The organism is Bradyrhizobium sp. BWA-3-5 (assembly GCF_032917985.1).
Lineage (GTDB): Bacteria > Pseudomonadota > Alphaproteobacteria > Rhizobiales > Xanthobacteraceae > Bradyrhizobium.
The window spans coordinates 5,913,590-5,938,967 of record NZ_CP136626.1; the positions used below are offsets into that span (position 1 = coordinate 5,913,590).

Sequence of the window (25,378 nt, forward strand, 5' to 3'; positions counted from 1 at the left end):
TACACCTACTTCTTCATCTTCTCCCGCGCAGCGCGGTGGCGCGCCTTCATCTCATCCGACCACACCTCTGCCGGATTGTAGAATTCGGCGAACGCTCTTGCGCCCGGCGGCAGCGTCACCCAGGGCTGCTTGGTTGAGGTGAAGATGTGAACGTCCGGCGGGCACTGGCCCGGATCGTCCATGGTGCCGACGCGGACGAAGCGCACCGCATGGCCCGAGCCCGGATAATTGCTCCAGACGGCGACCTTGCAGACCGGACAACGCGCGATCTTCTGGCCCCTGCCGCTGGCCGACGGTGTATCGATGATCTCGGGCTCGGCCTTGAGGTGCTCGACCCTGTCGGCTTCATAGAGCGCATTGAGCGCGTGCACGGTGCCGGTCTCGCGCTGACACCAGCTGCAGTGGCAGGCATGCACGATCATCGGCGCACCACTCAGGCGATATCGAATATTTTGGCACGTGCATCCACCTTCCATCATGCGCTCCTAATATTTCCCCGCCCCCATGTACCCGAACAGGAATCCCGCCACCTTGCGCTTCTGGATTTCCTCGCTGCCTTCGGTGATGCGGTAGCGGCGGTGGTGGCGGTAGATGTGCTCGAACGGCTTGTGGCGCGAATAGCCCATGCCGCCATGCACCTGCATGGCACGGTCGGCGGCCTCGCAGCACAGGCGGTTTGCCCAATAGTTGCACATCGAGACCCGGTCGGACAGCGTGTGCTCGACCTGTGCCTGGGTGAGCTGGTCCATTTCCCATGCGGTCTTGCGGATCAGTAGCCGCAGCATCTCCGCCTGCGTTGCCAGCTCAACCAAGGGCCACTGGATCGCCTGGTTCTCGGCCAGCGCCTTGCCGAACGGCTTTCGCTCGCGGGCATATTTGACGCTTTCGTTGATGCAATAGACGGCGGCGCCGAGCGAACTCGCCGCCTGCCTGATGCGGTTTTCATGCACAAAGCACTGCGCCAGCGACAGGCCGCGGCCGACTTCGCCGAACAACGCATCTTCAGGCACGAACACGTCCGTGAAACTGACGCGCGGATGATCGGTCGGCATGTTGAAGGTCCACATATATTCCTCGACCTTCACGCCCTCGCTTTTTGCCGGCACCAGGAAGCAGGTGATGCCGCGCGCGTCGCCGTCATTGCCCGAGGTGCGAGCAAACAGCGCGCAATGGGTGGCGACATGCATGCCGGTCGTCCACATCTTCTCGCCATTGATGATCCAGCCCTTGACGTTGCCGCGGGTCGCCTGCACCGCCCTGGTTTCCATATGGGTGGCGTCGGAACCATGGTGGGGCTCGGTCAAACCGAAGGTGATGCGGTATTTTCCGGTGATCGAACCGTCGATCATCGCCTTCTGCGCGTCGGTGCCGTAACGATCGAGCATGGTGACGATCGGCAGGTTGCCGACGATCGAGTGCTCGTTCTGCAGATCGTTGTGCAGGCCGAGCCCCTTCGCGGCGAAATGTTCGCGGATCACAGCCATCCAGAGGTTGGAACCGTCCTTGCCGCCGTAGCGCTTCGGAATCGCGAAGCGCAGATGGCCGGCGGCGTCGGCGAGGTTCTTGGCCTTGCGCAGCAGCGCTTCCCACTCATGCCGCGGCAAGCCGCCCTTCTCGAAATCGGTGCGTGCCCATTCGCGGCGGTGGTCGAAGAAGCGGATGTTATCATCGGCCTCCTCCAGCGGCTTGATCTCGCGCGCGATGAAGCGGTCGAGTTCATCGAGATAGCTGACGAGGTCGGCAGGCAGGTTGAAATCCAAGGTGGCTCTCCCGGAAATATCGTTTATTGCTTTTGCGTTTAGGCGCTACGGAGCGCTCCTGCTCTCCTTGATTTAGCTGAGAAGACTGTGTCCAAGTCAAGCAATGGAAAGGCGTTGGCATGCGCAGGCGCCTTGCGCAATTGGATGGTTTCAGGCGCTCACCTCGCGCTATGATCCCGGCCAATATTCTTCTCGGCAGAAAATCAACATGGGAGCCAATATGGACCTGAAATTCTCAGAGGTGACGCGCAAGGGACCGATCACGATCGTCACGCTGTCGCGGCCCGAAGTATACAATGCGTTGCATATCGACGCGCATTTCGAACTCAACAAGGTGTTCGACGACTTCTCCGCCGATCCGGAGCAGTGGGTCGCGATCGTCACCGGCAAGGGCGACAAGGCGTTCTGCGCCGGCAACGATCTGAAATGGCAGGCGGCGGGGGGAAAACGCGGCTGGGACAAGGGCGGCTTTGCCGGCCTCACCTCGCGCTTCGACTGCGATAAGCCGATCATCGCGGCCGTCAACGGTGTCGCGATGGGCGGCGGTTTCGAGATCGCGCTGGCCTGCGACCTCATCATCGCGTCGGAAAACGCCACCTTCGCCCTGCCCGAGCCGCGCGTCGGCCTCGCCGCGCTGGCCGGCGGCGTGCATCGCCTGCCGCGGCAGATCGGGCTGAAGCGCGCCATGGGCATGATCCTCACCGCGCGCCACGTGTCCGCCAAGGAAGGGCTCGAACTCGGTTTTGTGAATGAGGTGGTTCCTGCCGGTGAGGCGCTCGCCGCGGCGGAGCGCTGGGCCGAGACGATTGCCAAGAACTCGCCGATGTCGATCCGCGCCTCCAAGCAGGCGATCCAGCGCGGACTGGAAGTGTCGCTGGAACAGGCGATCGCCGAGCAGCGGGAATATCCGGCGGTCAAAGCGATGGCGGCGTCGCAGGATTATATCGAGGGGCCGAAAGCGTTCGCCGAAAAGCGCCCGCCGAAATGGCTGGGGCGGTGAGGTTGATTCTCGTGTCCCGGACGCGGTGCGGTGCGTAGCGCCGCTCCGCAGAACCGGGACCCATGTCGCCCCAATGGACCACGGCTCTGCAGCGCACCGCTTCGCGCTGCGCTGCGTCCGGGGAACGTCACAGAGATTCCGCTCAGCTATGCCGCTTATCCCGCAGCTCGCGCTTGTACGACGCATAATTCGGCTGATCGACGGCGAGCTTGTCCATCGTGGTCTGCCAGAGGTGCTCGGCAAGCCCCGGCGTCGCCAGATCGACTTCGCCCTTTGCAATCTTCTCCGACAGCGCGCGGTTGAGATCGATCAACGCGCCGTCGATGCCGAGCAACTGCTTCAGCCGCGCCGCTTCCGCCGCATCGCTCCCCTCCGCCAGCGCCAGTTGCCGCGTCACAAGGTCGAGCGCGTTGATGCCGACGCGAAGCTTGAAGGCGTTGTGGCCCTTGATGTCAGGCGCAATCTCGTTGCGCAAGAAATCCGCGACAGCCTTGATCAGCTCGGTGGGCGTGGGTTCGTCCTGCACAATCATCCTCCTCTCGGAGCAAGCAACCTCAATAAATCAATTTCCGTCTCGGACGAGCGCCGCCCGATCATGGCACGCTCCATCGAATGGTCAGGGCCTTGGCGAAAACGCTGCATCATACCGCAGCACATGATGCCCCAGCGGAGCGTACCCATCACTTCCCAGAACATCACTCTGTCAGCATCGATCTTGTGCCCGGCTTCCTCATACCCGGCGAACAACTCTTCTCGCGTGCCAAAGCCGCCGACCGGCTTGTCGATCTCGCCGAAGCGCCAGGAGTTGACGCAGATCCAGCCGAGATCTTCCATCGGATCGCCGACATGCGCGAGCTCCCAGTCCAGCACCGCGCGCACGCCGTCAGGGCCGATGATGAGGTTGCCGTGGCGGAAATCGCCATGTACCAGCGTCACCTCCTTCGACGGGCCGGGATCGCGCCCGCGCAGCCAGCGCAGCGCCAGCTCGAACACCGGTCGCGGCCAGTCGAAGCTGCGATATTCCCGCTCCAGGTCGGCGATCTCTTTCGTCGCACTCATCTCGCGCAGTTTTGGCAATTTCGCCCTCGGCAAGCCGTGGATGCCAGCGATGACGCGCCCTAATTGCCGCGCCAAAATCGGCCGCGCCCCGGCGAACTGCTCGTCGCGCAGAATCTTTCGCGCGATGGTCTCGCCCTCGATCCGCTGCATGATGAAGCCGCGGCCGAGCTCGTCCTCGGGCCTCAGCACATGCATCACGCGCGGCGACGGCAGGCCAGCGTCATGCGCGAGCTGCATCAAAGTGGCTTCGGCATCGAGCCCGGCGGCCCGCCCGGGCGAAGCGCCATAGCCCGGCGGCGCGCGGCGCAGGATCGCGCCGACATTGCCGCTCGGGTGCACGATGTCGAACGTCCAAGTCTCCTGGCTGGCGCCGCCGGAAAGTTTTGCGGCCCCGGCGACGCCGGTCGCCCCCGGATAAAACGAGGCGACGCAGCGTCCGAGTTGGTCCTCGATCATTTGCCCCTGAACTTGGCGGGACGCTTTTCAAGGAACGCGCCGACGCCTTCCCTGAAATCTTCGGTAGAGCCCGCGATGCGCTGCGATTCATATTCGAGGTTGAGCTGCTCCTCGAAGGAATTTTCCGAACTGTCCCAATAGAGTTTCCGGATCAGTGACAGCGCGACCGTCGGGCCGTTGGCGAGCTCATGCGCGAGCTTCATCGCCTCCTCCATCAGCACGCCATCATCGTAGACGCGATTGACGAGCCCCCATTCCAGCGCCGTTTCCGCCGGCAGCCGCTCGCCCATCAAGGACAGTTCGACCGAACGCGCCTTGCCAATCAGGCGCGGCAGCAGCCAGGTCGAACCGCAATCCGGCACCAGGCCGATGCGGCGGAATGCCTGCAGAAAATAGGACGAGCGCGCGCACAGGATCATGTCGCCCATCAGCGCAAAGCTCATTCCGGCGCCGGCGGCGGGGCCGTTGACCGCCGTGACGATCGGGCAATGCAGCCGGCGCAGCCGCCGCAGGAACGGATGGAAGCCGATCTCGAGCGATTGCCCGGCATTGCTCTTTCCCGCCTTCTGGCTGTTGCGGCCTTGCAGATTGGCGCCGGTGCAGAAAGCGCGCCCTGCCCCCGTCAATACCAGGCAGCGTACCTCGTCGCGCCTGTCGTCGATCGCATCGAGTGCCTCGCCAAGACCGCCCAGCATGTCCATCGAGACAGCGTTCATGACCTCCTGGTGATCGAGCTTGAGAATGGCGACCGGGCCATCGAAATCGAGCGTGACGTGCTTGAACTGCATTGCTTCCTCTTAACTTGTGTTTACGCGCTATTTCGCTGCGCGGAAGAGACGTGACGATGTCGCGCCCATATTTGATTTTCTTGACCGCGTTGTCCATGCTTGCGCCAGAACATCTGCCCGCCACCGGGCGCACATCTGTTCCAAACAAAATGGAAACATCCCATGAGCATCTTTGACCTTACCGGCCGCACGGCCGTGATCACCGGCGGCAATGGCGGCATCGGCCTTGGCATCGCGCAGGCACTTAACGCACAAGGCTGCAACGTGTCGATCTGGGGCCGCAATGCCGAGAAGAATAGCAAGGCGGCGGCCACCATGTCGGCCGGGCCCGGCAAGGTGCATACGCAAGTGTGCGACGTCTCCGATCCAGCCTCGGTGAAAGCAGCGATGAAGGCAACCCTCGACACGTTCGGCCGCGTCGACGGCTGCTTTGCCAATGCCGGCATCGGCGGCGGCGGACGGCGTGCCTTCATCGATCGCACCGAGGAGGAATGGCGGCGCATGTTCGCAACCAATCTCGACGGTGTCTTCCACGTGTTTCAAGCCGCCGCCCGCCACATGACCGAGCGCGCCGAGGCCGGCGACAAATTCGGCCGGCTGGTCGCGACCTCCAGCCTTGCCTCACTGTTCGGCACCGCGCGCAACGAGCACTATGCCGGCACCAAGGCGGCGCTGAACGCACTGTGCCGCGCGCTCGCCGTCGAGCTCGCGCGCTACGGCGTCACTGCAAATGCGATCCTGCCCGGCTGGATCAAGAGCGACATGACCGCGGGGATCATGGCCAACGACAAGTTCGTCGCCAATGTGATGCCGCGCATTCCCGTGCGCCGCTTTGGCGAGCCGGAAGATTTCGGCGGCATCGCAGTCTACATCATGAGCAAGGCGTCGTCGTATCACACGGCGGATTGCTTTGTGATCGACGGCGGGTATACGGCGTTTTGAGGTTGGACGAGATGCCCTGACCGGCGCCGCACACTCGCCTGTCATCCTCCGCGGAGGCGGAGGATCCAGTACGCCGCGGCTTTTCGGTTCAATCACAAACGTCTCTGGAATACTGGGTCACCTGCTCCAGTGCGCAATTACGCACAGGGCGGGTGATGACAGCACGCGTTGTGGGCTATCCCCACGGTCCGCGCGAGGCCGAGGGACGTCCCCACGGGCTGTGGCGCGGATAGTTGCCGCCTGTATTCATCGAAAGCGTTCCGCCATGCGCACCCATTTCTGCCGCGAGCTGCTGTAGGGCGGCGATGCGGTTCTCCGTCGACGGGTGGGTGGTGAACAGATTGTCCATGCCGTGGCCCGACAGCGGGTTGATGATGAACATGTGCGCAGTCGCCGGGTTGCGCTCGGCTTCCGGGTTCGGCACGACATGCGCGGCACCCGCGATCTTGCTCAACGCGGACGCCAGCCACATCGGCTGACCGCAGATACGCGCGCCCATGTCGTCGGCGGCGTATTCGCGGGTGCGGCTGATCGCCATCTGCACCAGCATGGCGCCGAGCGGCGCCAGGATCATCATGGCGATCGAGCCGATGACGCCGGGACCGCTGTTGTTGTCGCGATGGCCGCCAAAGAACATGCCGAACTGCGCCAGCATCGAGATCGCGCCGGCGATCGTCGCGGTGACGGTCATCAGCAGCGTATCGTGATTTTTGATATGTGCGAGCTCGTGCGCGATCACGCCGGCGAGTTCCTCGCGGCTGAGGGACTGCATCAGGCCCGTGGTCACCGCGACCGCCGCATTCTGGGGGTTGCGGCCGGTGGCGAACGCGTTGGGCTGCGCCTCCTCCATCACGAACACGCGCGGCATCGGCAGGCCGGCGCGCCCCGCCAGCTCGGCCACGAGGTGGACGAGGTCGGGCGCGCTGTTACGGTCGACCTCATGGGCGCCGTACATCGACAGCACCATGCGGTCCGAATTCCAGTAGGCGAAGATGTTGGTCGCGGCGGCGATCACGAGCGCGATCATGGCGCCGCCGGCACCACCGATCAGATAGCCGACGCCCATGAAGAGGCCGGTAAGACCGGCCAACAGGATGGCAGTCTTGAAATAGCTCATTGTCGTCTCCTTGCCGCCTTCGGCCGAATGGCCGTGGCTGGCATCCCAAAGGTATGAATTCCCCTGGCGGTGCTTCAAGATGCCGGGGTGCGTCGAGGCGCCGCGATTGGCGGCTGAAACCGTGCCTGGATTACCGAAACGTAACCTGACAGCGTCGGCCCCGATCCGCGCCAGTTGCTCCTGCCTGCTTGGACAACGCCGATGCCGCCGTCTACATTCCCGGTAACGGGCGCCGCGCGGGAGTGTTCCGCCATGCGAAAACGCAAATCGCGGTGGTTCGTCGGATAAACTGGGGAGGAATTAAAGCAATGTTTTCGCACGTGATGATCGGCACCAACGACCTCGACAAGGCCAAGGCGTTCTATGACGCCCTGCTCGGCACACTTGGGGTGCGGCCGGCCAAGGTCGACGGCCACCGCATTTTCTACTTCACCAAGACCGGCGTGTTCTCGGTGACCAAGCCGATCAACGGCCAGCCGGCGACACCCGCGAACGGCGGCACCATCGGCTTTGCGGCTGACTCGCCCGAGCAGGCCGACGCGTGGCACGCGACCGGCATCGCCAATGGCGGCACCACCTGCGAGAACCCGCCAGGTGTCCGCGAAGGCCCCGGCGGCAAACTCTATCTGGCCTACCTGCGCGATCTCGACGGCAACAAGATCTGCGCGATGCACCGGATGCCGGCGTAGTTGCCCTCCTTCCGTCATGGCCGGGGTTGTCCCGGCCATGGCGCGCGAATGGTTACAGTTCAATCGGGGAGCACCAGGCCATGAATCGATTTGTCAGTTCATTGACAGCAGCTGCCGCACTGCTCGCGACGATCACGCCATCCGCTCACGCCGAGTTCGATGTCACCACGCTCAAGAAGACGATCGCGGCATCGATCGAGAGCAGTTACCCCCAGCTCGACGCGCTCTACAAGGAAATCCACGCCCATCCCGAGCTGGCCTTTCAAGAGGTGAAGACCGCCGCGAGGCTGGCTGCGGAAATGCGCGCGCTCGGCTTCGAAGTCACCGAGAATGTCGGCAAGACCGGGCTGGTTGCCATCTACAAGAACGGCGACGGGCCGACCATCATGGTGCGCACCGAACTCGACGCGCTGCCGATGGAAGAAAAGACCGGCCTCGACTATGCGAGCCGCGACAAGACCAATTGGGCCGGGCGCGAGGTCTTCGTCGCCCATAGCTGCGGCCACGACATCCACATGGCGAGCTGGGTCGGAACGGCGAAGACGCTGCTGGGCCTGAAGGACCAGTGGCGCGGCACGCTGATGTTCATCGCCCAGCCGGCGGAAGAGATCGTGGCCGGCGCCCGTGCCATGATTGCGAGCGGGCTGTTCACGCGCTTCCCAAAACCCGACGCCGCCTTTGCGCTGCACGCCGGTCCATTCTCCCATGGCACGATCTTCTACCGTAGCGGGGTGGGCTCCTCCGCCGCCGACGGTCTCGAGATCACATTCCACGGCCGCGGCGGCCACGGCTCGGCGCCGCACACGACGATCGATCCCGTTTCGATTGCAGCGCGGTTTATTGTCGACGTGCAAAGCGTGATCAGTCGCGAAAAAGACCCGAACGAATTCGGCGTCGTGACCATCGGCGCCATTCATGGCGGCACCGCTGGCAACATCATTCCGGATTCCGTGCAGCTCTCCGGCACCATTCGCTCGTTCAAGCCCGAGGTTCGCGCCAAGCTGCATGCCGGGATCGAACGAACGGCAAAGGCCGCCGCCGCGATGTCAGGCGCCCCCGCGCCCGATGTCAGGATGGCCGAGGGCACCAAGTCCGTCATGAACGATCCGGATGTGGTCGCGGCCACCGCCGACGTTCTGAAGGCGGCATTCGGCGACAAGTTCAGGGTTTCGCCGCCGGGGACCGCCAGCGAGGATTTCTCCGAATACGCCGGCGCCGGCGTGCCGTCGATGATGTTCAACATCGGCGTCTATGACCAGGAACGCATCGACGCCGTGCGCAACGGTGGCCCGCCAATACCATCAAATCATTCGCCGCTGTTCGCGCCAGTGCCGAAGCCGAGCATCGAAACCGGCGTCACCGCCATGACGCTCGCGGTGCTGAGCGCGTTCGATCGGCACGCCAAGGGCAAGTGAATTAAATCATAGGGTGGGTTAGCTTGCGCTCTACCCATCCTGCGCACACACTTGCCATGGGGCGGAAAATTGTCACCGCCTCACCCGTGCTTGTGCAAGCCCTCCTCTCCTGTCTACAGTGCCGGCCAACGCGCTGAGTGCGCCCGAACAATCCGCGCAAATGGGAGGAATATCCGTGAAGCACGCCTACATCCCGCGAACGACGACCTACAACCTCAATCCAGGCGAAGAGCTCAATGATTTGCGCATGTCGGACGAAGTCCGGCCGCTCTATGAGCACGTCAAGAAATTCATCCGCGAAACCGTCGACCCGATGTCGGTCGAGTTCATGCGGCTGGGCGAAGCCAAGAAGGACCGCTGGAGCTTTACGCCGGAGCAGCTCGCGGTGCTGCAAAAGGCCAAGGACAAGGCCAAGGAGGAAGGTCTCTGGAACTTTTTCCTGCCCGACGCCGAGACCGGCGAAGGCCTGAAGAACCTCGACTACGCCTACATCGCGGTTGAACTCGCCAAGAATCCGATGGCGTCCGAGACCATGAACTGCTCGGCGCCGGATACCGGCAACATGGAGGTGCTGGAGCGCGTCGGCACCAAGGAACAGAAGGAAAAGTGGCTGAAGCCGCTGCTGGCTGGCGAAATCCGCTCGGCCTATGCGATGACCGAGCCGAACGTTGCCTCCTCCGACGCCAAGAACATTTCGACCACCGCAAAGCTGGTCGGCGACGAATGGGTGATCAACGGCGAGAAGTACTACATCTCCGGCGCCGGCGATCCACGCTGCAAGATCATGATCGTGATGGTGAAGACCAATCCCGACGCGCCGCCGAGCAAGCAGCAGTCGCAGATCCTTGTTCCGATCGACACGCCCGGCGTGGAAATCCTCGGCCCCATGCACGTGTTCGGCCACGACCACGCGCCGCGCGGGCACATGCACCTGCGCTTCAACAATTGCCGCGTGCCGAAGGAGAACATCTTGCTCGGCGAAGGCCGCGGCTTCGAGATCTCGCAGGTCCGCCTCGGCCCCGGCCGCATCCATCACTGCATGCGCACCATCGGCAAGGCGGAAAAGGCGCTCGACCTGATGGTGCAGCGCGGCCTCACCCGCGAGGCCTTCGGCAAGAAGATCGCCCATCTCGGCGGCAATCTGCAGATAATCGCGCAGGCGCGCTGCGAGATCGAGGCGATGCGGCTGATGGTGCTGAAAGCCGCCAAGGCGATGGACGTGCTCGGCAACAAGGAAGCGCGGATCTGGGTCAGCATGGTGAAAGCCATGGTGCCGGAGCGCACCTGCAAGATCATCGACCAGGCGATCCAGATGCACGGCGCCACCGGCATCTCGCACTGGAGCCCGCTCGGGGAGATGTACCAGGACGTCCGCCACCTACGCTTCGCCGACGGCCCCGATGAGGTGCACTGGATGGTGGTCGGCCGGCACGAATTGAGCATGCCGTAGACTTCTCCCCCTCTCCCCGTTCTTCATGGGGAGAGGGTCGGGGGTGAGGGGCTGCATCCGCAAATGCGGCAGGCAGCGAGATCGGTGAGAGCCCCCTCACCCGCCGCGCTCAGGCGCGCAAGAGCGCTGCCGAGCGCGTCGGCCTCTCCCCGCAAGCGGGGCGAGGCAAGGACCCCGCCGACGCAGGAATTTGCCCCATGCAATACGCCCCCAGCGACCTCAAACCTCGCGAGCGCTACAAGGTGCTCACGTCCTTCGTGCTGCCGCGGCCGATCGCGTGGGTGACCTCGATCGGCGAAACCGGCGTGGTCAACGCCGCGCCGTTCAGCTTCTTCAACGTGTTCTGTGAAGACCCGCCGCTCTGCATGTTCGCCGCCAATTTGCGGCCCGACGGCCGCATCAAGGACACCGTAATCAACATCCGCCGCACCGGCGAATTCGTCGTCAACATGACCGACGAGCCCTTGGCGCGCGCGATGCACGAGAGTAGCGGCGACTTTCCGCCTGATATCGGCGAGCCGGATTATTTGAAGCTGAAGCTGGCGCCCTCGACGAAAATCGGCGTGCCGCGCCTTGCGGACGCGCCGTTCTCGATGGAGTGCAAGACCTGGAAGGAGATCGACGTCAATGGCGACCGCCTCCTCGTGATGGGCGAAGGCATCCACTTCCACATCCGCGACGAATTGTGGGACCACGCCGCGATGCGCGTGCACATGGAGCGCTATCACCCGATCGGCCGCATGTTCGCGGACCGCTATTGCCGGACCGATGACCGCGTGGTGTTTCCGCCGGCGGAAGGGGCGAAGACGGCGTAAGCCGGTGCTCCTGCCCGCGCTCACCCCTGCGCAGCCTCCGCGATCTTGTCCTGCGTCCTGGTCTCGAAATCGCTGGCGTCATGCCGCTCGTGCAATTGGCTGGCAGGATCGCCGGAGATGCGGTTGACCATGCGGCCGCGCTTCACCGCGGGGCGCTTGGCGATCGCATCGGTCCAGCGCTGCACGTTCTTGTAGTCCTGCACCGAGAGGAATTCGCCGGCGCCATACACCAGCCCCTTGGCCAGTGCGCCGTACCACGGCCAGGTCGCCATGTCGGCGATCGTGTACTCCTTGCCGGCGAGATATTCGTTGTCGGCCAGACGGCGGTCGAGCACATCGAGCTGGCGCTTCACCTCCATCGCGTAGCGGTCGATGGCGTATTCGATCTTGGTCGGCGCGTAGGCATAGAAATGGCCGAAGCCGCCTCCGAGGAACGGCGCGCTGCCCATCTGCCAGAATAGCCACGACAGGCACTCCGCCCGCGCCGCGCCGTCCTTCGGCAGGAACGCGCCGAACTTCTCGGCGAGATGCACCAGGATCGCGCCTGATTCGAACACGCGGATCGGCTCCGGTCCGCTACGGTCCATCAGCGCCGGGATCTTCGAGTTCGGATTGACGGCGACAAAGCCGCTGCCAAATTGGTTGCCGTCGATCTTGATCAGCCAGGCGTCGTATTCCGCGCCGCTAAAACCGGCGGCGAGCAGCTCTTCGAACATCACGGTGACCTTCACCCCGTTCGGCGTCGCCAGCGAATAGAGCTGGAACGGGTGGCGGCCGACCGGCAGCTCCGCCTCATGGGTAGCGCCCGCGACCGGGCGGTTGATGCTGGCGAAGCGGCCGCCGCTGGCCTTGTTCCAGGTCCAGACTTTCGGCGGCTCGTATCCAGAGGGATTGTTGGCGGGGGCATCGGTCATTCGGTTGGCTCCAGGCTTGTCCGGCTCTCTCGCGGTTGCGTGATATGCGCAGTCGTTTCGCTGGCCTTTTTATACCGGCCCTTACGATTTGGTATCAGCGCCGCAACCAAACAAGAAGCCGGCAAAAATCAGGGGAGCAATGCACTTCCGGTAAATGATGTCCTCGGAGCAATGACGCTGTGGCTGGCGCCGCCGCGATCGGCCATAATGGATGTGTCGCGACAAGAGAGACCCTGCAAATGCTCCCGTCCCAGCGCGCCTTGTTCGAAATTCCGCGCCAGATCTGCTACCTCAATGCCGCCGGCTTCAGTCCTCTGCCCATTCGCACGCTGGAGGCCGGCCGTGCCGCGGTTCTCCGCAAGGGCGCGCCATGGTCGCTCGAGGCCTCCTTCGCCAACCAGCAGCATGAACGCGCGCGCGTTGCCGCCGCCCGGCTGATCAATGCCGAGGCCTCCGATATCGCGCTGATCTCGTCGATCAGCTACGGCGTGGCGACCGCCGCGAAGATATTGACGATCGCCCGCGGCAGCCGCGTGATCGTGCTGGAGAACGATCACTCCTCGCCCGTGCTTGAATGGCATACGCGCGCCGAGGCGGAAGGCTTCACCGTCGAGACCGTGCGGCAACCCGGCGATGGCGACTGGACATCGGCGGTGCTCGAGAGCATCGCGCGATCAGGCCCGCCGGTCAGCCTGGCCTCGATCTCCTCGGTCCACTGGTCGGACGGCGGGCTGATCGATATCGACAAGGTCGGCGCGGCGCTGCGGCAGCACGGCGCGGCCTTCCTGATCGACGCGACGCACGGCGTGGGCGTGCTAGCCATGGACGTCAAACGTCTCGACCCCGATTTTGTGCTCTTTCCGACATACAAATGGCTGCTCGGCCCTTATGGCCGCGCCTTTCTCTATGTGGCAAAACGCCATCAAGGCGGCATTCCGCTCGAGCAGACCCAGTCCGGCCGCCGCAATGTGCGCGCCGACAACGCGGTCTATTTCACAGATATCAGTTATATCGGCGATGCGCGGCGCTTCGACATGGGCGAGCGCGATCATTTCATCTCGATGGAGATGGCGTCCATCGGCATGGAGATGATGGCCGACTGGGGCACAGCGGCCGTCGTGCAGCGGCTCACGATGCTGACGGAGCGGATTGAAGCGGGCGTGCGCGGCATCGCCGGCGTCCATGTTCCCGAACCTCACCTGCGGGCGCCGCACATCTTGAGCCTCGCGTTTGAGGGCGGAATGCCGGCAGGCCTCGTCGAAGGGCTGGCGAACGAAGGCGTCTATGTCGCGCCGCGCCTCGGGCGCATGCGCATTTCGCCACACGTTTATAATGACGAGGCTGATGTGGACAGGTTCGTCGAGGTGTTGGCGCGGCGGCTGCGCGGCTAGTCAGCCAGCGTTGTGGTGCGCCACACGTATTTTCCATCATTGTTTTCCGTCATTGCGAGCAAAGCGAAGCAATCCATCTTTCCACTGCATGAAGATGGATTGCTTCGTCGCTACGCTCCTCGCAATGACGGTTACTACGACACCGCCACCTTGCGCGGCGCTTCCGCCCGCGCCATCACAAATCCCTCATAGCCTTTGGCCGCGACGTCATTGCAGATTTTTCGGTAGGGACCGACGCCGCCGATATAGGGCATGAAGATGCGCGGCTTGCCGGGAACGTTGGCACCCATGTACCAGGAATTGGCCTGCGGATAGAGCGTGGCGGCCGCGACCTCGTTGACGTGGTCGACCCATTTGTCCTCGGCGTCGACGGAAGCTTCCATGGTGGCCAGGCCGCGGTCGCGCATATAGACGAGACAGTCGGTGATCCAGTCGACATGCTGCTCGATCGAGACGATCATGTTCGACAGCACCGACGGGCTGCCGGGGCCGGTGATGACGAAGAGATTGGGAAAGCCCGCGCTCATCAGGCCAAGATAAGTGCGCGGGCCCGCCGCCCATTTCTGGCTCAGTGTCTGGCCGCCCCTGCCCTTGATATCGATCTTGGCGACCGACCCCGTCATCGCATCAAAGCCGGTCGCCAGCACCAGCGCATCGACCTCGTAATCCTTATCCGCGACGCGCACCGCATTGGCGGTGATCTCCTCGATCGGATTCGATTTGATGTCGACCAGCGTCACATTCGCCCGGTTGAAGGTCGCGAAATAATCGGTGTCGATGCAAATGCGCTTGGAGCCGATCGGATGGTTATTCGGCTGCAGCAGCCTGGCCGTCTCCGGATCCTTGACGATCTCGGCAATCTTTTCGCGGACGAAATCGGCCGCGGTGTCGTTCGCCGCCTTGTCGAGCGCAAGATTGTTATAGACCGACATGAAGGTGAGCCCACCGCGCTGCCAGCGCGCCTCGTATTTTGCGCGACGCTCGTTGTCGCCGTCATCGAGCGCGCCGCGGTCGGGCATCTCTGTATAGATGCCGTTCCGCGCGACTTCGCGGGCAAACCGCCTGATCTCGGGATAGTTGTCACGAAATTGCTGCCGCTCCGCGTCTGACAGCGACGCATTGCGCGCGGGAATCGAAAAATTCGCGGTGCGCTGAAACACCGTCAAATGGCTCGCCTGTTCGGCAATGACAGGCACGGACTGGATACCTGACGACCCCGTGCCGATAACGGCGACGCGCTGGCCGGTGAAATCGACCGCCTCATGCGGCCAGTGCCCGGTGTGGTAGACCTTGCCCTTGAATTGATCGAGCCCCTTGATGTCGGGCATCCGCGCGTTCGATAGACAGCCGGTGGCGAGCACGACGAATTTTGCTGATACCGTCTTGCCGTCTGATGTCGTGATCGACCAGAGATTCGTAGTCTCGTCAAAGACAACGCGTTCGACAGGGGTGTCGAACTGGATATCCTTTCGCAAATCGAAGCGGTCGGCGACGTGATTGGCGTATTTCAATATCTCGGGCTGCGGCGCGTAGCGCTCGCTCCAGTCCCATTCCTGCTGCAGCTCCTCGGAGAACGAATAAGAGTACTGCATGCTCTCGACATCGCAGCGCGCGCCGGGATAGCGGTTCCAGTACCAGGTGCCGCCGACGCCCGAGCCCTGTTCAAACACCCGCGCCGTCATCCCCTGCCCCCGCAACCGGTGCAGCATGTACATGCCGGCGAAGCCGGCGCCGACTACAACCACGTCGTAGGTAGCGGGCGATTTGGCGGTAACGGAAGACGTGGCGGACATTACGGCGGGCTCCCTTTGAAGCTTGTTCATTGATTGGTTGCCAGCATTCTATCCGCAGCGTGGAAGCGCAAGACGAAAATCGGCGGCATGCCATTGCATATTTTGCGCGGTGGAATGTTCGCTTCTCACGGAGAGACGCAACTTGGCATGCAAGCCTCCGATGGGCTAGCGTTCCGCGGAAGCCGAGCCGTAATTACCGCCGGGAGGACACACCATGAAATCGCCGATCTGCGACATGCTGGGCATCGAATTTCCACTGCTCGCCTTCAGCCATTGCCGCGACGTGGTCGCCGCCGTCAGCCGCGCCGGCGGCTTTGGCGTACTGGGCGCGACCGCGCATTCGCCTGAAACCATCGAGCAGGAACTGAAATGGATCGACGATCACACCGACGGCAAGCCCTACGGGCTCGACGTGCTGATCCCCGAGAACATTTCGACCGCGGGAGAGAAGGACGTCACGTGGAAGAGTCTTGAAGCGCGGATCTCGCCGCAGCATCGCGATTTCACCCGCAACCTTCTGAAGAAGTACGGCGTCGAGCTGACCACGACCAATGTCGCCGACAACCAGCCGCAGCCGTTCGACGCGCAGCGCGCGCTCGACGTCCTCGAAGTCTCGTTCCGCCACCCGATCAAGCTGATTGCAAACGCGCTCGGCGTGCCGCCGAAGCAGATGATCGACATGGGCCGCAAGCACGGCGTGCCGGTGGCCGCGCTCGTCGGATCGAAGGAGCACGCACTGCGGCAGGTCGCGGCCGGCGTCGACATCCTGGTAGCGCAGGGCACCGAGGCCGGCGGCCATTGCGGCGAAGTCTCGACGATGGTGCTGGTGCCCGAGGTGATCAAGGCGATCAAGCCTGTCAGCGACCTACCGGTGCTGGCCGCCGGCGGCATCATGACCGGGCGGCAGATGGCGGCCTGCATGGCGATGGGTGCGGCCGGCGCCTGGACCGGATCGGTGTGGCTGGCGACGGTGGAATCGGAAACCACCGAAACCTTCCGCGAGAAGATGATCGCGGCGTCTTCGCGCGATGCGGTGCGCTCCAAGGGCCGCACCGGAAAGCCGGCGCGGCAGTTGCGCTCGGTGTGGACCGATGCATGGGACCGCGGCCCCGACAGCCCGGGCGCGCTGCCGATGCCGCTGCAGAGCATCATCAGCCGCGACGCCTTCAACTCGATCGATCGCGCGGCTGCCGCCGGCAATAAACAGGCGCGCGATCTCGTGACGTATTTCGTCGGCCAGGGCGTCGGCCTGATCGACAGCGTGAAATCCGCCGGTGCCGTGGTGCAGGAATTCAAGGAAGATTTTGCCGATGCGGTGGAGCATATGAATATGCTGATGGAGGAGTGAACTCCGGCCTCTCCACGTCATTGCGAGCGAAGCGAAGCAATCCATCTCGCCAAGCAGAAAGTGTGGATTGCTTCGTCGCTTCGCTCCTCGCAATGACGGAACAACGAGCACGAATTGACTGACAGAAAGCAAAGCGAGAAAAAATGGCCAACACCTCCCTCCCCGAAGACCACATTCCCGTCGTCGTCGGCGTCGGCGAAATCGTCGACCGTCCGAAAGACATCGCCGACGGCCTCGAGCCGCTGGCGTTGCTCGAGCAGGCGGTGCGGCGGGCGGAGGCCGATAGCGGGACAAAATTGCTCGGCGAAACAGACTCGCTCGACGTCGTCAATTTCCTGAGCTGGCGCTACCGCGATCCGGAGAAGCAGCTTGCCGCAAAGCTCGGCGTCAGCCCGGCCCACTGCTATTACGGGCCGGTCGGCGGCGAGAGCCCGATCCGCTACATCCATGAAGCGGCCAAGCGCATCGCGCGCGGCGAATGCAGCGTCGCCGTGGTCTGCGGCGCAGAGGCGCAGTCGACTGCGACCAAGGCCGAGCGCGGCGGCATCACGCTGCCCTGGACGCCATTCGCGCACGATGTCGAGGAGCCAAAGCGCGGCGCGGCGTTCCAGAAGCCGATGGCGGTGAAGCTCGGCGTTTTCAGGCCGATCACCGTCTATCCGCTCTATGAATCCGCTACATCAGCACATTGGGGCCAGACGCCGCGTGAGGCGCTCGCCGAGTCCGGCGCGCTGTGGTCGACCTATTCGAAGGTGGCTTCGGAGAATCCCAATTCCTGGCTGAAGAAGCGTTTTGCGCCCGAGGAGATCACGACGCCGACGCCGGAAAATCGCCTGATCGCCTGGCCCTACACCAAACTGATGGTCGCCAATCCGACAGTGAATATGGGCGGCGCGGTGCTGCTGACGTCGCTCGCGAAGGCGCGCGCGGCCGGCGTCGCCGAAGATCGCCTTGTCTATCCCCTTGGTGGCGCCTCGGCGGAAGAGCCGCGCGACTATCTCGTGCGCGACCAGTTTTATGAAAGTCATCCGCAGAACGCGGTGCTGAAGGCAGTGATGGATCTCGCCATGGGTGATGGCCGCAAGTTCGACGCCATCGAGCTCTATAGCTGCTTTCCCTGCGTGCCGAAGATGGCCCGGCGGACGCTCGGCCTTGGCCCCGACGTGCAGCCGACGGTAACCGGCGGTCTCACCTTCTTCGGCGCGCCGCTCAATACCTACATGACGCATGCGGCCGTGGCGATGGTGCGCAAGCTTCGCGAAGGCGGCAAGCTCGGCCTGCTCTACGGCCAGGGCGGGTTCGTCACCAAGCATCATGGCCTAGTGCTCTCGCGCGATTTGCCGAAACAGGCGCTGGCGCAAGACACCAGCGTGCAGGCCGAGGCTGACCGCAATCGCCGCAAGGTGCCCGATTTCGTCACCGAGGCGTCCGGCAAGGGCAAAATCGAGAGCTTTACGGTGATCTACAAGGGCAAGGGCGAGGTCGAGCACGGCGTCGTGATGCTGCGCACCGAGGCCGACGCCCGCGCGTTGGCCCGCATCCCGGCCAATGATGCGGCGACACTCAAGCATTTGTTGGATTTGGACCGGACACCGGTCGGCTCGGTCGGCAATGTCGTCACGGCCGAGGACGGCGTGCTGGAGTGGCGGTTGGGTTAGCCTCCCGCCGCTTGGTTCCCCGGCCCGCGTGCGGCATAACCGCACTTCGTCCTACCCCGGCTGTCGTGTATGAATGACGAAGCACGAACCGGCGTTTCAATCAGGACATCTCAATGGCAAGTCGATCCAGGGCGGCGCGGACCACCATGGCGGCGCGGCGTTGGGGTCCCCCTGCCGTTGTGGCGCTCACGGCAATAATGGCGCTCACCGCCGGCGCTGTGGCGCGAGAGGCGCGCCCCGCGCCCGTCAAGGAGGCGACGGCCCCGCGCGATCCCGGCGAGCCGATCATGGCGATCGTGTCGATCAGGACCCAGCAGGTCACGCTCTACGATGCCGAGGGCTGGATCCTGCGCGCGCCGGTCTCTACCGGCACCACGGGACGCGAGACGCCGGCCGGCATCTTCGCGGTTGTCGACAAGGAAAAGGACCACCACTCGAACATGTACGACGATGCGTCGATGCCCAACATGCAGCGCATCACCTGGAACGGCATCGCGCTGCACGGCGGGCCCCTACCCGGCTATGCGGCCTCGCACGGCTGCGTGCGGATGCCGTTCGGCTTTGCCGAGAGGCTGTTCGACAAGACGCGGATCGGCATGCGGGTGATCATCTCGCCTGAGAACGCCGAGCCGGAGGAGTTCTCTCATCCGGCGCTGCCGGTGCCGAACCGGGAGGCGCTTGCGGCCGCGCCGGCCAAAGCGGAGGCGCTTCCCCGCGAGGCGGCCGAGGCCGCCAAGACGGCTGATTCGGCAAAGAAGGCCGCAGCGGCGGCCGCACGCGAGACGGCTGCCCTGACGGCCTCGCTGCGTAAGCTGGAGGGACTGAAAGCGCGCGCTGATGCTGAACTCGCCTCCATCGAGAAGGCGCTCGCTTCAGCCAAGACCGACGAGGCCAAGGCTCGTGCCGAGGAACTCAAGCAAAAGGTCTCGGCCAAGGCCGCGGAGCTTGCAGCACAGCTCGACACCGCCAAAGCCGACGCGACATCGAAGCTCGACGCCGCGGCCGCAGCCAAGGACGCCGCCAAGGCGGCCCAGACCAAGAAGGCCGAAACCGCCAAGGCGGCGAGCGAGGCCAAGCTCGCGCTCGCGCCGGTCTCGATCTATGTCAGCCGCGCGACGCAGAAGCTTTACGTTCGCCGCCCGACGGAAAAGCCGGCTCCTGACGGCGGCGGCGTGGTGTTCGATGCATCGATCGAGGTTCCGATCAACATCCGCAATCCCGAACGGCCGATCGGCACGCATGTGTTCACGGCGATGGCCCGCAACGAAACGGGCCTGCGCTGGTCTGTGGTCACCATCGACCATGGCGACAACGCCAAGTCCGCCCTCGACCGCATCACCATCCCGCCGGAAGTGCTCGATCGCATCGCGCCGACCGCGGTGCCGCGCTCCTCCATCATCATCTCGGATGAAGCGCTCAGCAAGGAAACCAACTATCGCACCGAGTTCGTGACGGTGCTGAGCAATCAGCCGCAAGGCGGCTTCATCACGCGCAAGCCGACGCCGCCCGACATGCTGATCGCCGGCGAGAACGACGACGGCTTCGGCTCTTTTTTCCAGCCCAGCTGGAACTCACAGCCCGTCTATACGCGCCGGCGCGGTGCCCAGGACTTCCAGCCGATGCAACCGCGCTGGTGGTAACAGCTCCTCTCGCTACGCCGCGCGCACCGTATCCAGGAACTTGCCGACCTCCATCTTGAGGCGGCTAGAGTCGGCGGAGAGCGACTGGGCCGCCGAAAGCACTTGCGCGGAGGCGGAGCCGGTTTCCCCGGCGCCGCGCTGGACGTCGGTGATGTTGGAAGAGACCTGATGGGTGCCTTCGGCCGCCTGCTGCACGTTGCGGGAGATTTCCTGGGTCGCGGCGCCCTGCTCTTCCACGGCCGCCGCAATTGTCGAGGCGATCTCGGCCAGCCGTTCGATGGTGCCGCTGATCTCCTTGATCGCGCCTACCGACTCCTGCGTCGCGCCCTGGATGCCGGTGATCTGCTGGCCGATCTCGCCGGTGGCCTTGGCGGTCTGCTCGGCCAGCGCCTTCACTTCGGAAGCAACCACCGCAAAGCCGCGGCCGGCCTCGCCGGCACGCGCCGCCTCGATCGTGGCATTGAGCGCCAGAAGGTTGGTCTGGCCGGCGATGGTGTTGATCAGTTCGACGACGTCGCCGATGCGCGCTGCCGCCTTGGACAACTCGCCGACGCGATCGTTGGTAAAGCGGGCCTGGTCGACCGCTTCGCCGGCCATCCGCGCGGATTCCTGCACCTGGCGGCTGATCTCGTTGACGGAGGAAGACAATTCTTCGGTCGCCGACGCGACTGATTGCACGTTGGTGGACGCCTCCTCCGAGGCCGCGGCGACCATGGTAGTGACCTGCTGGGCCCGCTGGGCTGTCGAGGTCAGCGTCTTCGCCGAGGCTTCGAGCTCGGTGGAGGCGGAGGAGACCGTTTCCACGATCTCGCCGACGGCGGCTTCGAAGGAGTCGGCCAGGCGGACCATTTCGGCCTTGCGCTGCTGCGCAGCGATCTGGTCCTGCTTGATCTTGGCCTCGGCCTCGTCCCGCGCTTTCTGCTCGGAGACGACCTTGAATTTCTCCACCGCGCCCGCGACCGCGCCAAGTTCGTCCTTGCGGCCAAGGCCCGGCAGCACGACGGCAAAATTGCCGCCGGCGAGTTCTTCCATCGAGACGCTCAGGGCTTGCATCGGACGGGCGATCGTGAAGAAGGAGAAGATGCTGGTGGCGATCAACAGCAGCATCGTGCCGATTCCGATTGCCATCGACTCCGATTCGGCCGCGCTCATTTCCTTTGCGGCCAGCGCAGCCTGCTCTTCCACGCTGTGCTTGGCGAAGTTGGCGACCTGATCGGCGAGCGGCTCGACTTCGGCCGCAATCGGCAGCGTCGTCTCGCGCGCGATGCGCTTGACTTCATCGAACGCCTTTGCCGCGGCATCGCTGCCGGCGCCCGCAGCAATCGCCTGGGCGCGAACGGCCGCGATCTGCAGAGCGCCCTTCTCGTAGTCCGCGGCCCTCGTCTTGAGCTTCTCGATCCGTGCGCGGTTCTCGGCGGACTTGGACAGCTTCATCATCTCGTCGGAAAACTTGTTCACGGACGCCAATCGGGCCGACAGATAGTCCTTCGCCTTCTGCAGGTCGGCCGCGTTTTCGGCGAGGCGCAGATCGCGCACGCCGGTCTGCATGCCGCGCAGCGACGCCTTCACATCGACCGCGTCGCGGGCGATCGTCTGCTGGCCGGCCATGCGCATGTCGAGATCGCGCATCGATGCGTTGAACCGGACCTGGACGATCACCATCGTGGCGACGAGGAGGACGCCGAGGCCGGAGGCGATGCCGAGCTTGGCGCCGATTGAGAGATTGAGAAGGAGACGGGTGATGCCGGACATGACTTTAGTCCTCGCGAACAGGATGAATTGGACCGCTGGAGAAGACCGTCTGTTCCCAACCGGGGGATAACGGTTTGGCAGGCGCCGGGCCATGCGGACGAGCCGGTTCGTTGCGAACGAAGGGCTCCTGTGGCGAACGGCCACAGAGCGGCATCCTTGGTCGCCAAGATTCCATGCGTTGGTTAATTAGCGACTAAGTCGATCCGGGTTCACGGACCGGTAGTACTACGGAATCACGGCGTACATTTCGGATGCCCGCGAGCCGCCGATAACGTCTGCTGCGGCGTTTCACCGAACAGCTCGCGATACAGCGCGGTGAACTCGCCCATGTGCCAGAAGCCATGCGCGAGCGCGACGGCCTTGATCGACTGCGGCGATTCCGTCCGCACCAGCTGCTGGCGCACGTTCCACAGCCGCCGCAGCCGCATATAGCGATGCATGCTCATGCCGCGAATCGCAACCACGGCGTTATGCAGAGTCCGAACCGAGACCCCAAGCTGTCGCGCGACGTCGGCGCTGTACAGCGTCTTGCCGGTGTTGGCGGCGACGAACTCGTCGAACTTTCGGATCAGTGCCAGATAGTGGCTCAAGCTCAGGCGCTTGCCTTCGGGAGCCGGCGATGCCGCGGCCATCACCAGATCAACCGCCTGCAGGATCGATTCTTCGATGCTCCCGATCACGTTCGGCTGGGCCAGCGTATCGGGGGAATGCGATGCGAGCATCAGCACGTCGCACAACGTGGTGCGAAGCGCGTCGAATTTGGCGCGCTCGGTGCCGATCACCTCGGCGCGGTCGACTTCACCCGGCCAGCCGCGATCGTCGATGGAATCGAAGTTCACGAAGGCAACGAGATTAGCCTGCTGCTCGACGAAGTCGCACCTCGCAGTGCCCTTGACCAGCAGCAGTGCAGGCGCACGGCCCTCGACGCCGTTCACGATCAGCGTCGCCTCATCGTTCATCATCAAGCCGACGATCGCGCCGGTCGTCGAATATTGTATCTGAAGAATGCGCGGAAACGTCCGCTGCAGATAGATCGTGCAGCCCTTCAGCCTCAACGAGGCAAAGGATGCGGCGAAGTCGCGGACACCGAGCGGAATGCTGCTGGCCTCGCCCAAGCCTTCAATGCTCCGGAAATGATCGAAATCCGGAGACCGGCTGATCTTCACGAAGTCGGATTCAACTAGTTCATCAAGCAACGACACGCGGCGGTCACCGAGCCCTCGGCAGCGATCGTCGCAACAACGAAAAAAACGCTAGCCGGGTTTGAGAGGGATCATACGCGCAACTTGGTCACAGCGGAGGGCGCCTCTATGCACCCTGCCATCGGATGAAGCGTCTTGAGTCCTGGCCCGTCTTCATTGACGCAGAACACATGGCATCGGCTCTTCGCGATGCCCATACGTTCTACCAATCTTTCCCGGTTTACGGAAATTCACCGGCCAGATTTTGCCCCAGTTTCACCCAAGGCGATTGATCGGCCCGGATCGCAATCGCAATTTGCGATCTAGGGATGTCCTGCACGCGGCGTGCAGCCGAAAAACCGGCCGCGCACAGCCATTCGCGTTTCTGATTCGAATCGCGGCCCCCAAAGCCGGCATGAGCGGCTGGGTTCAGGACGCACGTCGTTGCCCAATCAGGCCGCCCGCACCGAAGAGAGGAACCTGCCGACTTCCTGCTTGAGGCGGTTGCTGTCGCCCGACAGCGACTGCGCCGCCGTGAGCACCTGAGAGGACGCGGAACCGGTTTCGTTGGCGCCGCGCTGCACGTCGGCAATATTGGTGGAAACCCGCTGGGTGCCCATCGCGGCTTGCTGCACGTTGCGGGAAATCTCCTGCGTCGCAGCGCCCTGCTCTTCCACGGCCGCTGCGATCGCCGACGAAATCTCCGACAGCTTTTCGATGGTGCCGCTGATCGCCTGGATCGCGTTCACCGATTCCTGGGTCGCCGCCTGGATGCTCGATATCTGCTGGCCGATCTCGCCGGTGGCCTTTGCCGTCTGCTCGGCCAGCGCCTTGACCTCGGACGCCACCACCGCGAAGCCGCGGCCAGCCTCGCCGGCGCGCGCCGCCTCGATGGTGGCGTTGAGCGCGAGCAGGTTGGTCTGGCCCGCGATGGTGTTGATGAGTTCGACGACGTCGCCGATGCGGGTCGCCGCCTTCGACAATTCGCTGACGCGCTCGTTGGTGGTGCGGGCCTGGCCCACGGCATCATTGGCCATCCGCGCCGATTCCTGGACCTGGCGGCTGATCTCGGTGACGGACGAGGCCATTTCCTCGGTGGCCGACGCCACCGACTGCACGTTGGTCGACGCCTCTTCGGAGGCGGCGGCGACCGTCGTCGTCAGGACCTGGGCGCGTTCCGCAGTCGCCGTGAGCGTGCTCGCGGACACTTCGAGCTGGCTGGACGCCGATGATACGGTCTCGACGATGCGGCCGACCGCGGTCTCGAAATCGTCGGCCATCTTGTGCATATCCGCCTTGCGGCTCGCTGCGGCGCGGCTCTCGGCAGCACGATGCTCAGCTTCCAGCGACTGGCGCGCGACCGCGTTGCTCTTGAACACCTCGACCGCCTTGGCCATCTCCCCGATCTCGTCGCCGCGCCCGACGCCAGGCACCTCGATGTCGAGCTTGCCGCTGGCGAGGTCGTTCATGGTGGCGGTCATCCGCCGCAACGGCGCGGTGATGCTGCGTGCCACGAAGATCGACACGACCAGAATGAACAGCAGGATGACGCCGGCCACGATCAGGGAGCGCTGGGTCGATACCCAGGTCTGCGCCTTCAGGTCGTCGATATAGACGCCGGTGCCGATGACCCAGTTCCACGGCGCGAAGCCGACCACATAGGACAATTTCGGCTGCGGCTTGTCGAAGCCCGGCTTGGGCCACTCATAGCCGACGAAGCCCGAGCCGTCCTTTTGAACGGTCTTGACGAAATCAACGAACAACAGGTTGCCATTCGGATCCTTATAATTCGACAGATCGCTGCCGTTCATTTCCGGCTTGATCGGGTGCATCACCATTTTGGGATGCATGTCGTTGATCCAATAATAGTCGTTGCTGCCGTAGCGGAGCGCCGAAATCCGCGCCATCGCCCGCTTCTGCGCATCGGCCTCCGGAACGCCGCTCTTCTGAATCGCGGCGTGCTCTTCCTTGACGATACCGAGCGCGAGTTCGCCGAGGTGCCGCAGCTCGATCTGTTTCTGCTGATGTAGGCTCGAGGCCAGTTCGCGCGACTCGAGGAAGGTAACGCCGAGCAGCCCGGCGAAGCTCAGGCAGATCAAGGCATAGATCCTTCGGCCAACGGTCATCTTGGCCCGGCTCATCATTGCAAACATGATCGATCTCCACGCGACGACGGTCGTCCGTCCCATTTCGCGGAATCGTATAGGCGA

The 25,378-nt window shown here is 63.8% G+C and carries 21 protein-coding genes; 10 read left to right on the forward strand and 11 right to left on the reverse strand.

Features of this window, described 5'->3' with window-relative positions; translation table 11 throughout:
• Positions 1–5: 5 nt before the first annotated feature.
• Complete coding sequence (locus RX331_RS28535; protein ID WP_317252929.1) at positions 6–422, reverse strand: GFA family protein; 417 nt, start codon at positions 420–422, stop codon at positions 6–8.
• 63 nt (positions 423–485) lie between these two features.
• A complete protein-coding gene (locus RX331_RS28540) occupies positions 486–1,760 on the reverse strand; it encodes an acyl-CoA dehydrogenase family protein (protein ID WP_317252930.1) in 1,275 nt (424 codons plus the stop codon).
• Positions 1,761–1,980: 220 nt separating this feature from the next.
• Between RX331_RS28540 and RX331_RS28545 the strand changes: the two genes are divergently transcribed.
• Positions 1,981–2,760, forward strand: a complete 780-nt coding sequence (locus RX331_RS28545; protein ID WP_317258267.1) for an enoyl-CoA hydratase-related protein — start codon at positions 1,981–1,983, stop codon at positions 2,758–2,760.
• A gap of 142 nt (positions 2,761–2,902) precedes the next feature.
• Here RX331_RS28545 and RX331_RS28550 read toward each other — a convergent pair whose 3' ends face one another.
• The 3 genes from RX331_RS28550 to RX331_RS28560 are packed head-to-tail and all read right to left on the reverse strand — an operon-like array spanning position 2,903 to position 5,063.
• The gene (locus tag RX331_RS28550; protein ID WP_317252931.1) at positions 2,903–3,286 is read right to left on the reverse strand and encodes a DUF6285 domain-containing protein; all 384 of its coding nucleotides are present in this window, start codon (positions 3,284–3,286) and stop codon (positions 2,903–2,905) included.
• 2 nt (positions 3,287–3,288) lie between these two features.
• The gene (locus RX331_RS28555; RefSeq protein ID WP_317252932.1) at positions 3,289–4,275 is read right to left on the reverse strand and encodes a phosphotransferase family protein; all 987 of its coding nucleotides are present in this window, start codon (positions 4,273–4,275) and stop codon (positions 3,289–3,291) included.
• Positions 4,272–5,063: an enoyl-CoA hydratase/isomerase gene (locus RX331_RS28560; RefSeq protein WP_317252933.1), complete on the reverse strand. Its 792-nt coding sequence runs from the start codon at positions 5,061–5,063 to the stop codon at positions 4,272–4,274. The genes RX331_RS28555 and RX331_RS28560 overlap by 4 nt, the downstream gene beginning before the upstream one ends.
• 162 nt (positions 5,064–5,225) lie before the next feature.
• On the opposite strand from RX331_RS28560, the gene RX331_RS28565 reads away from it, so the two are divergent.
• Positions 5,226–6,005, forward strand: a complete 780-nt coding sequence (locus RX331_RS28565) for an SDR family oxidoreductase (protein WP_317252934.1) — start codon at positions 5,226–5,228, stop codon at positions 6,003–6,005.
• 175 nt (positions 6,006–6,180) lie between these two features.
• On the opposite strand, the gene htpX is transcribed toward RX331_RS28565, so the two are convergent.
• Positions 6,181–7,122, reverse strand: coding sequence for a zinc metalloprotease HtpX (gene htpX, locus RX331_RS28570; protein ID WP_317252935.1), 942 nt, complete (start codon positions 7,120–7,122; stop codon positions 6,181–6,183).
• Positions 7,123–7,430: 308 nt separating this feature from the next.
• Here htpX and RX331_RS28575 point away from each other — a divergent pair, with 308 nt between their 5' ends.
• From RX331_RS28575 to RX331_RS28590, 4 genes are all read left to right on the forward strand, one after another.
• Entirely contained in the window at positions 7,431–7,811 is a 381-nt protein-coding gene (locus RX331_RS28575) for a VOC family protein (RefSeq protein WP_317252936.1), read from the forward strand.
• An 80-nt stretch (positions 7,812–7,891) separates the two neighbouring features.
• Positions 7,892–9,226, forward strand: a complete 1,335-nt coding sequence (locus RX331_RS28580) for an amidohydrolase (protein WP_317252937.1) — start codon at positions 7,892–7,894, stop codon at positions 9,224–9,226.
• A gap of 160 nt (positions 9,227–9,386) precedes the next feature.
• Positions 9,387–10,676: an acyl-CoA dehydrogenase family protein gene (locus tag RX331_RS28585; RefSeq protein ID WP_317252938.1), complete on the forward strand. Its 1,290-nt coding sequence runs from the start codon at positions 9,387–9,389 to the stop codon at positions 10,674–10,676.
• A gap of 197 nt (positions 10,677–10,873) precedes the next feature.
• On the forward strand, positions 10,874–11,491 hold the full coding sequence (locus tag RX331_RS28590) for a flavin reductase family protein (protein ID WP_317252939.1): 618 nt from the start codon (positions 10,874–10,876) through the stop codon (positions 11,489–11,491).
• A 20-nt stretch (positions 11,492–11,511) separates the two neighbouring features.
• Here the strand turns inward: RX331_RS28590 and yghU are convergent, their stop codons facing one another.
• Positions 11,512–12,405, reverse strand: coding sequence for a glutathione-dependent disulfide-bond oxidoreductase (gene yghU, locus RX331_RS28595; RefSeq protein WP_317252940.1), 894 nt, complete (start codon positions 12,403–12,405; stop codon positions 11,512–11,514).
• Between the two features lie 239 nt (positions 12,406–12,644).
• On the opposite strand from yghU, the gene RX331_RS28600 reads away from it, so the two are divergent.
• Positions 12,645–13,796 carry an aminotransferase class V-fold PLP-dependent enzyme gene (locus RX331_RS28600; protein WP_317252941.1) on the forward strand — a complete coding sequence of 384 codons (1,152 nt, stop codon included), beginning with the start codon at positions 12,645–12,647 and terminating at the stop codon, positions 13,794–13,796.
• A 134-nt stretch (positions 13,797–13,930) separates the two neighbouring features.
• Here the strand turns inward: RX331_RS28600 and RX331_RS28605 are convergent, their stop codons facing one another.
• The gene (locus tag RX331_RS28605; protein WP_317252942.1) at positions 13,931–15,589 is read right to left on the reverse strand and encodes an NAD(P)/FAD-dependent oxidoreductase; all 1,659 of its coding nucleotides are present in this window, start codon (positions 15,587–15,589) and stop codon (positions 13,931–13,933) included.
• 214 nt (positions 15,590–15,803) lie between these two features.
• Between RX331_RS28605 and RX331_RS28610 the strand changes: the two genes are divergently transcribed.
• The 3 genes from RX331_RS28610 (at position 15,804) to RX331_RS28620 (ending at position 20,235) form a co-directional block, all read left to right on the forward strand.
• Positions 15,804–16,937 (forward strand): nitronate monooxygenase, encoded by a 1,134-nt coding sequence (locus RX331_RS28610; RefSeq protein ID WP_317252943.1) that lies wholly within the window; start codon positions 15,804–15,806, stop codon positions 16,935–16,937.
• Between the two features lie 143 nt (positions 16,938–17,080).
• Positions 17,081–18,595 (forward strand): acetyl-CoA acetyltransferase, encoded by a 1,515-nt coding sequence (locus tag RX331_RS28615; RefSeq protein WP_317252944.1) that lies wholly within the window; start codon positions 17,081–17,083, stop codon positions 18,593–18,595.
• Positions 18,596–18,708: 113 nt separating this feature from the next.
• Positions 18,709–20,235 carry a L,D-transpeptidase gene (locus tag RX331_RS28620; RefSeq protein WP_317252945.1) on the forward strand — a complete coding sequence of 509 codons (1,527 nt, stop codon included), beginning with the start codon at positions 18,709–18,711 and terminating at the stop codon, positions 20,233–20,235.
• Between the two features lie 12 nt (positions 20,236–20,247).
• On the opposite strand, the gene RX331_RS28625 is transcribed toward RX331_RS28620, so the two are convergent.
• The 3 genes from RX331_RS28625 to RX331_RS28635 form a co-directional block, all read right to left on the reverse strand.
• Positions 20,248–21,987: a methyl-accepting chemotaxis protein gene (locus tag RX331_RS28625; protein ID WP_317252946.1), complete on the reverse strand. Its 1,740-nt coding sequence runs from the start codon at positions 21,985–21,987 to the stop codon at positions 20,248–20,250.
• A gap of 233 nt (positions 21,988–22,220) precedes the next feature.
• On the reverse strand, positions 22,221–23,189 hold the full coding sequence (locus RX331_RS28630; protein WP_317252947.1) for a helix-turn-helix domain-containing protein: 969 nt from the start codon (positions 23,187–23,189) through the stop codon (positions 22,221–22,223).
• Between the two features lie 431 nt (positions 23,190–23,620).
• Complete coding sequence (locus RX331_RS28635) at positions 23,621–25,321, reverse strand: methyl-accepting chemotaxis protein (RefSeq protein ID WP_317252948.1); 1,701 nt, start codon at positions 25,319–25,321, stop codon at positions 23,621–23,623.
• Between the last annotated feature and the right edge of the window lie 57 nt (positions 25,322–25,378).

Excerpts from the sequence above, each read along its gene's own strand:
- RX331_RS28590 (WP_317252939.1), top strand. The coding sequence starts at position 10,874 with ATGCAATACGCCCCCAGCGACCTCAAACCTCGCGAGCGCTACAAGGTG.
- RX331_RS28610 (WP_317252943.1), top strand. The coding sequence starts at position 15,804 with ATGAAATCGCCGATCTGCGACATGCTGGGCATCGAATTTCCACTGCTC.
- RX331_RS28560 (WP_317252933.1), bottom strand. The coding sequence starts at position 5,063 with ATGCAGTTCAAGCACGTCACGCTCGATTTCGATGGCCCGGTCGCCATT.
- RX331_RS28580 (WP_317252937.1), top strand. The coding sequence starts at position 7,892 with ATGAATCGATTTGTCAGTTCATTGACAGCAGCTGCCGCACTGCTCGCG.
- RX331_RS28615 (WP_317252944.1), top strand. The coding sequence starts at position 17,081 with ATGGCCAACACCTCCCTCCCCGAAGACCACATTCCCGTCGTCGTCGGC.
- RX331_RS28625 (WP_317252946.1), bottom strand. The coding sequence starts at position 21,987 with ATGTCCGGCATCACCCGTCTCCTTCTCAATCTCTCAATCGGCGCCAAG.
- RX331_RS28605 (WP_317252942.1), bottom strand. The coding sequence starts at position 15,589 with ATGTCCGCCACGTCTTCCGTTACCGCCAAATCGCCCGCTACCTACGAC.
- yghU (WP_317252940.1), bottom strand. The coding sequence starts at position 12,405 with ATGACCGATGCCCCCGCCAACAATCCCTCTGGATACGAGCCGCCGAAA.
- htpX (WP_317252935.1), bottom strand. The coding sequence starts at position 7,122 with ATGAGCTATTTCAAGACTGCCATCCTGTTGGCCGGTCTTACCGGCCTC.
- RX331_RS28620 (WP_317252945.1), top strand. The coding sequence starts at position 18,709 with ATGGCAAGTCGATCCAGGGCGGCGCGGACCACCATGGCGGCGCGGCGT.
- RX331_RS28635 (WP_317252948.1), bottom strand. The coding sequence starts at position 25,321 with ATGTTTGCAATGATGAGCCGGGCCAAGATGACCGTTGGCCGAAGGATC.
- RX331_RS28585 (WP_317252938.1), top strand. The coding sequence starts at position 9,387 with ATGGGAGGAATATCCGTGAAGCACGCCTACATCCCGCGAACGACGACC.
- RX331_RS28545 (WP_317258267.1), top strand. The coding sequence starts at position 1,981 with ATGGACCTGAAATTCTCAGAGGTGACGCGCAAGGGACCGATCACGATC.
- RX331_RS28555 (WP_317252932.1), bottom strand. The coding sequence starts at position 4,275 with ATGATCGAGGACCAACTCGGACGCTGCGTCGCCTCGTTTTATCCGGGG.
- RX331_RS28535 (WP_317252929.1), bottom strand. The coding sequence starts at position 422 with ATGATCGTGCATGCCTGCCACTGCAGCTGGTGTCAGCGCGAGACCGGC.
- RX331_RS28600 (WP_317252941.1), top strand. The coding sequence starts at position 12,645 with ATGCTCCCGTCCCAGCGCGCCTTGTTCGAAATTCCGCGCCAGATCTGC.
- RX331_RS28565 (WP_317252934.1), top strand. The coding sequence starts at position 5,226 with ATGAGCATCTTTGACCTTACCGGCCGCACGGCCGTGATCACCGGCGGC.
- RX331_RS28575 (WP_317252936.1), top strand. The coding sequence starts at position 7,431 with ATGTTTTCGCACGTGATGATCGGCACCAACGACCTCGACAAGGCCAAG.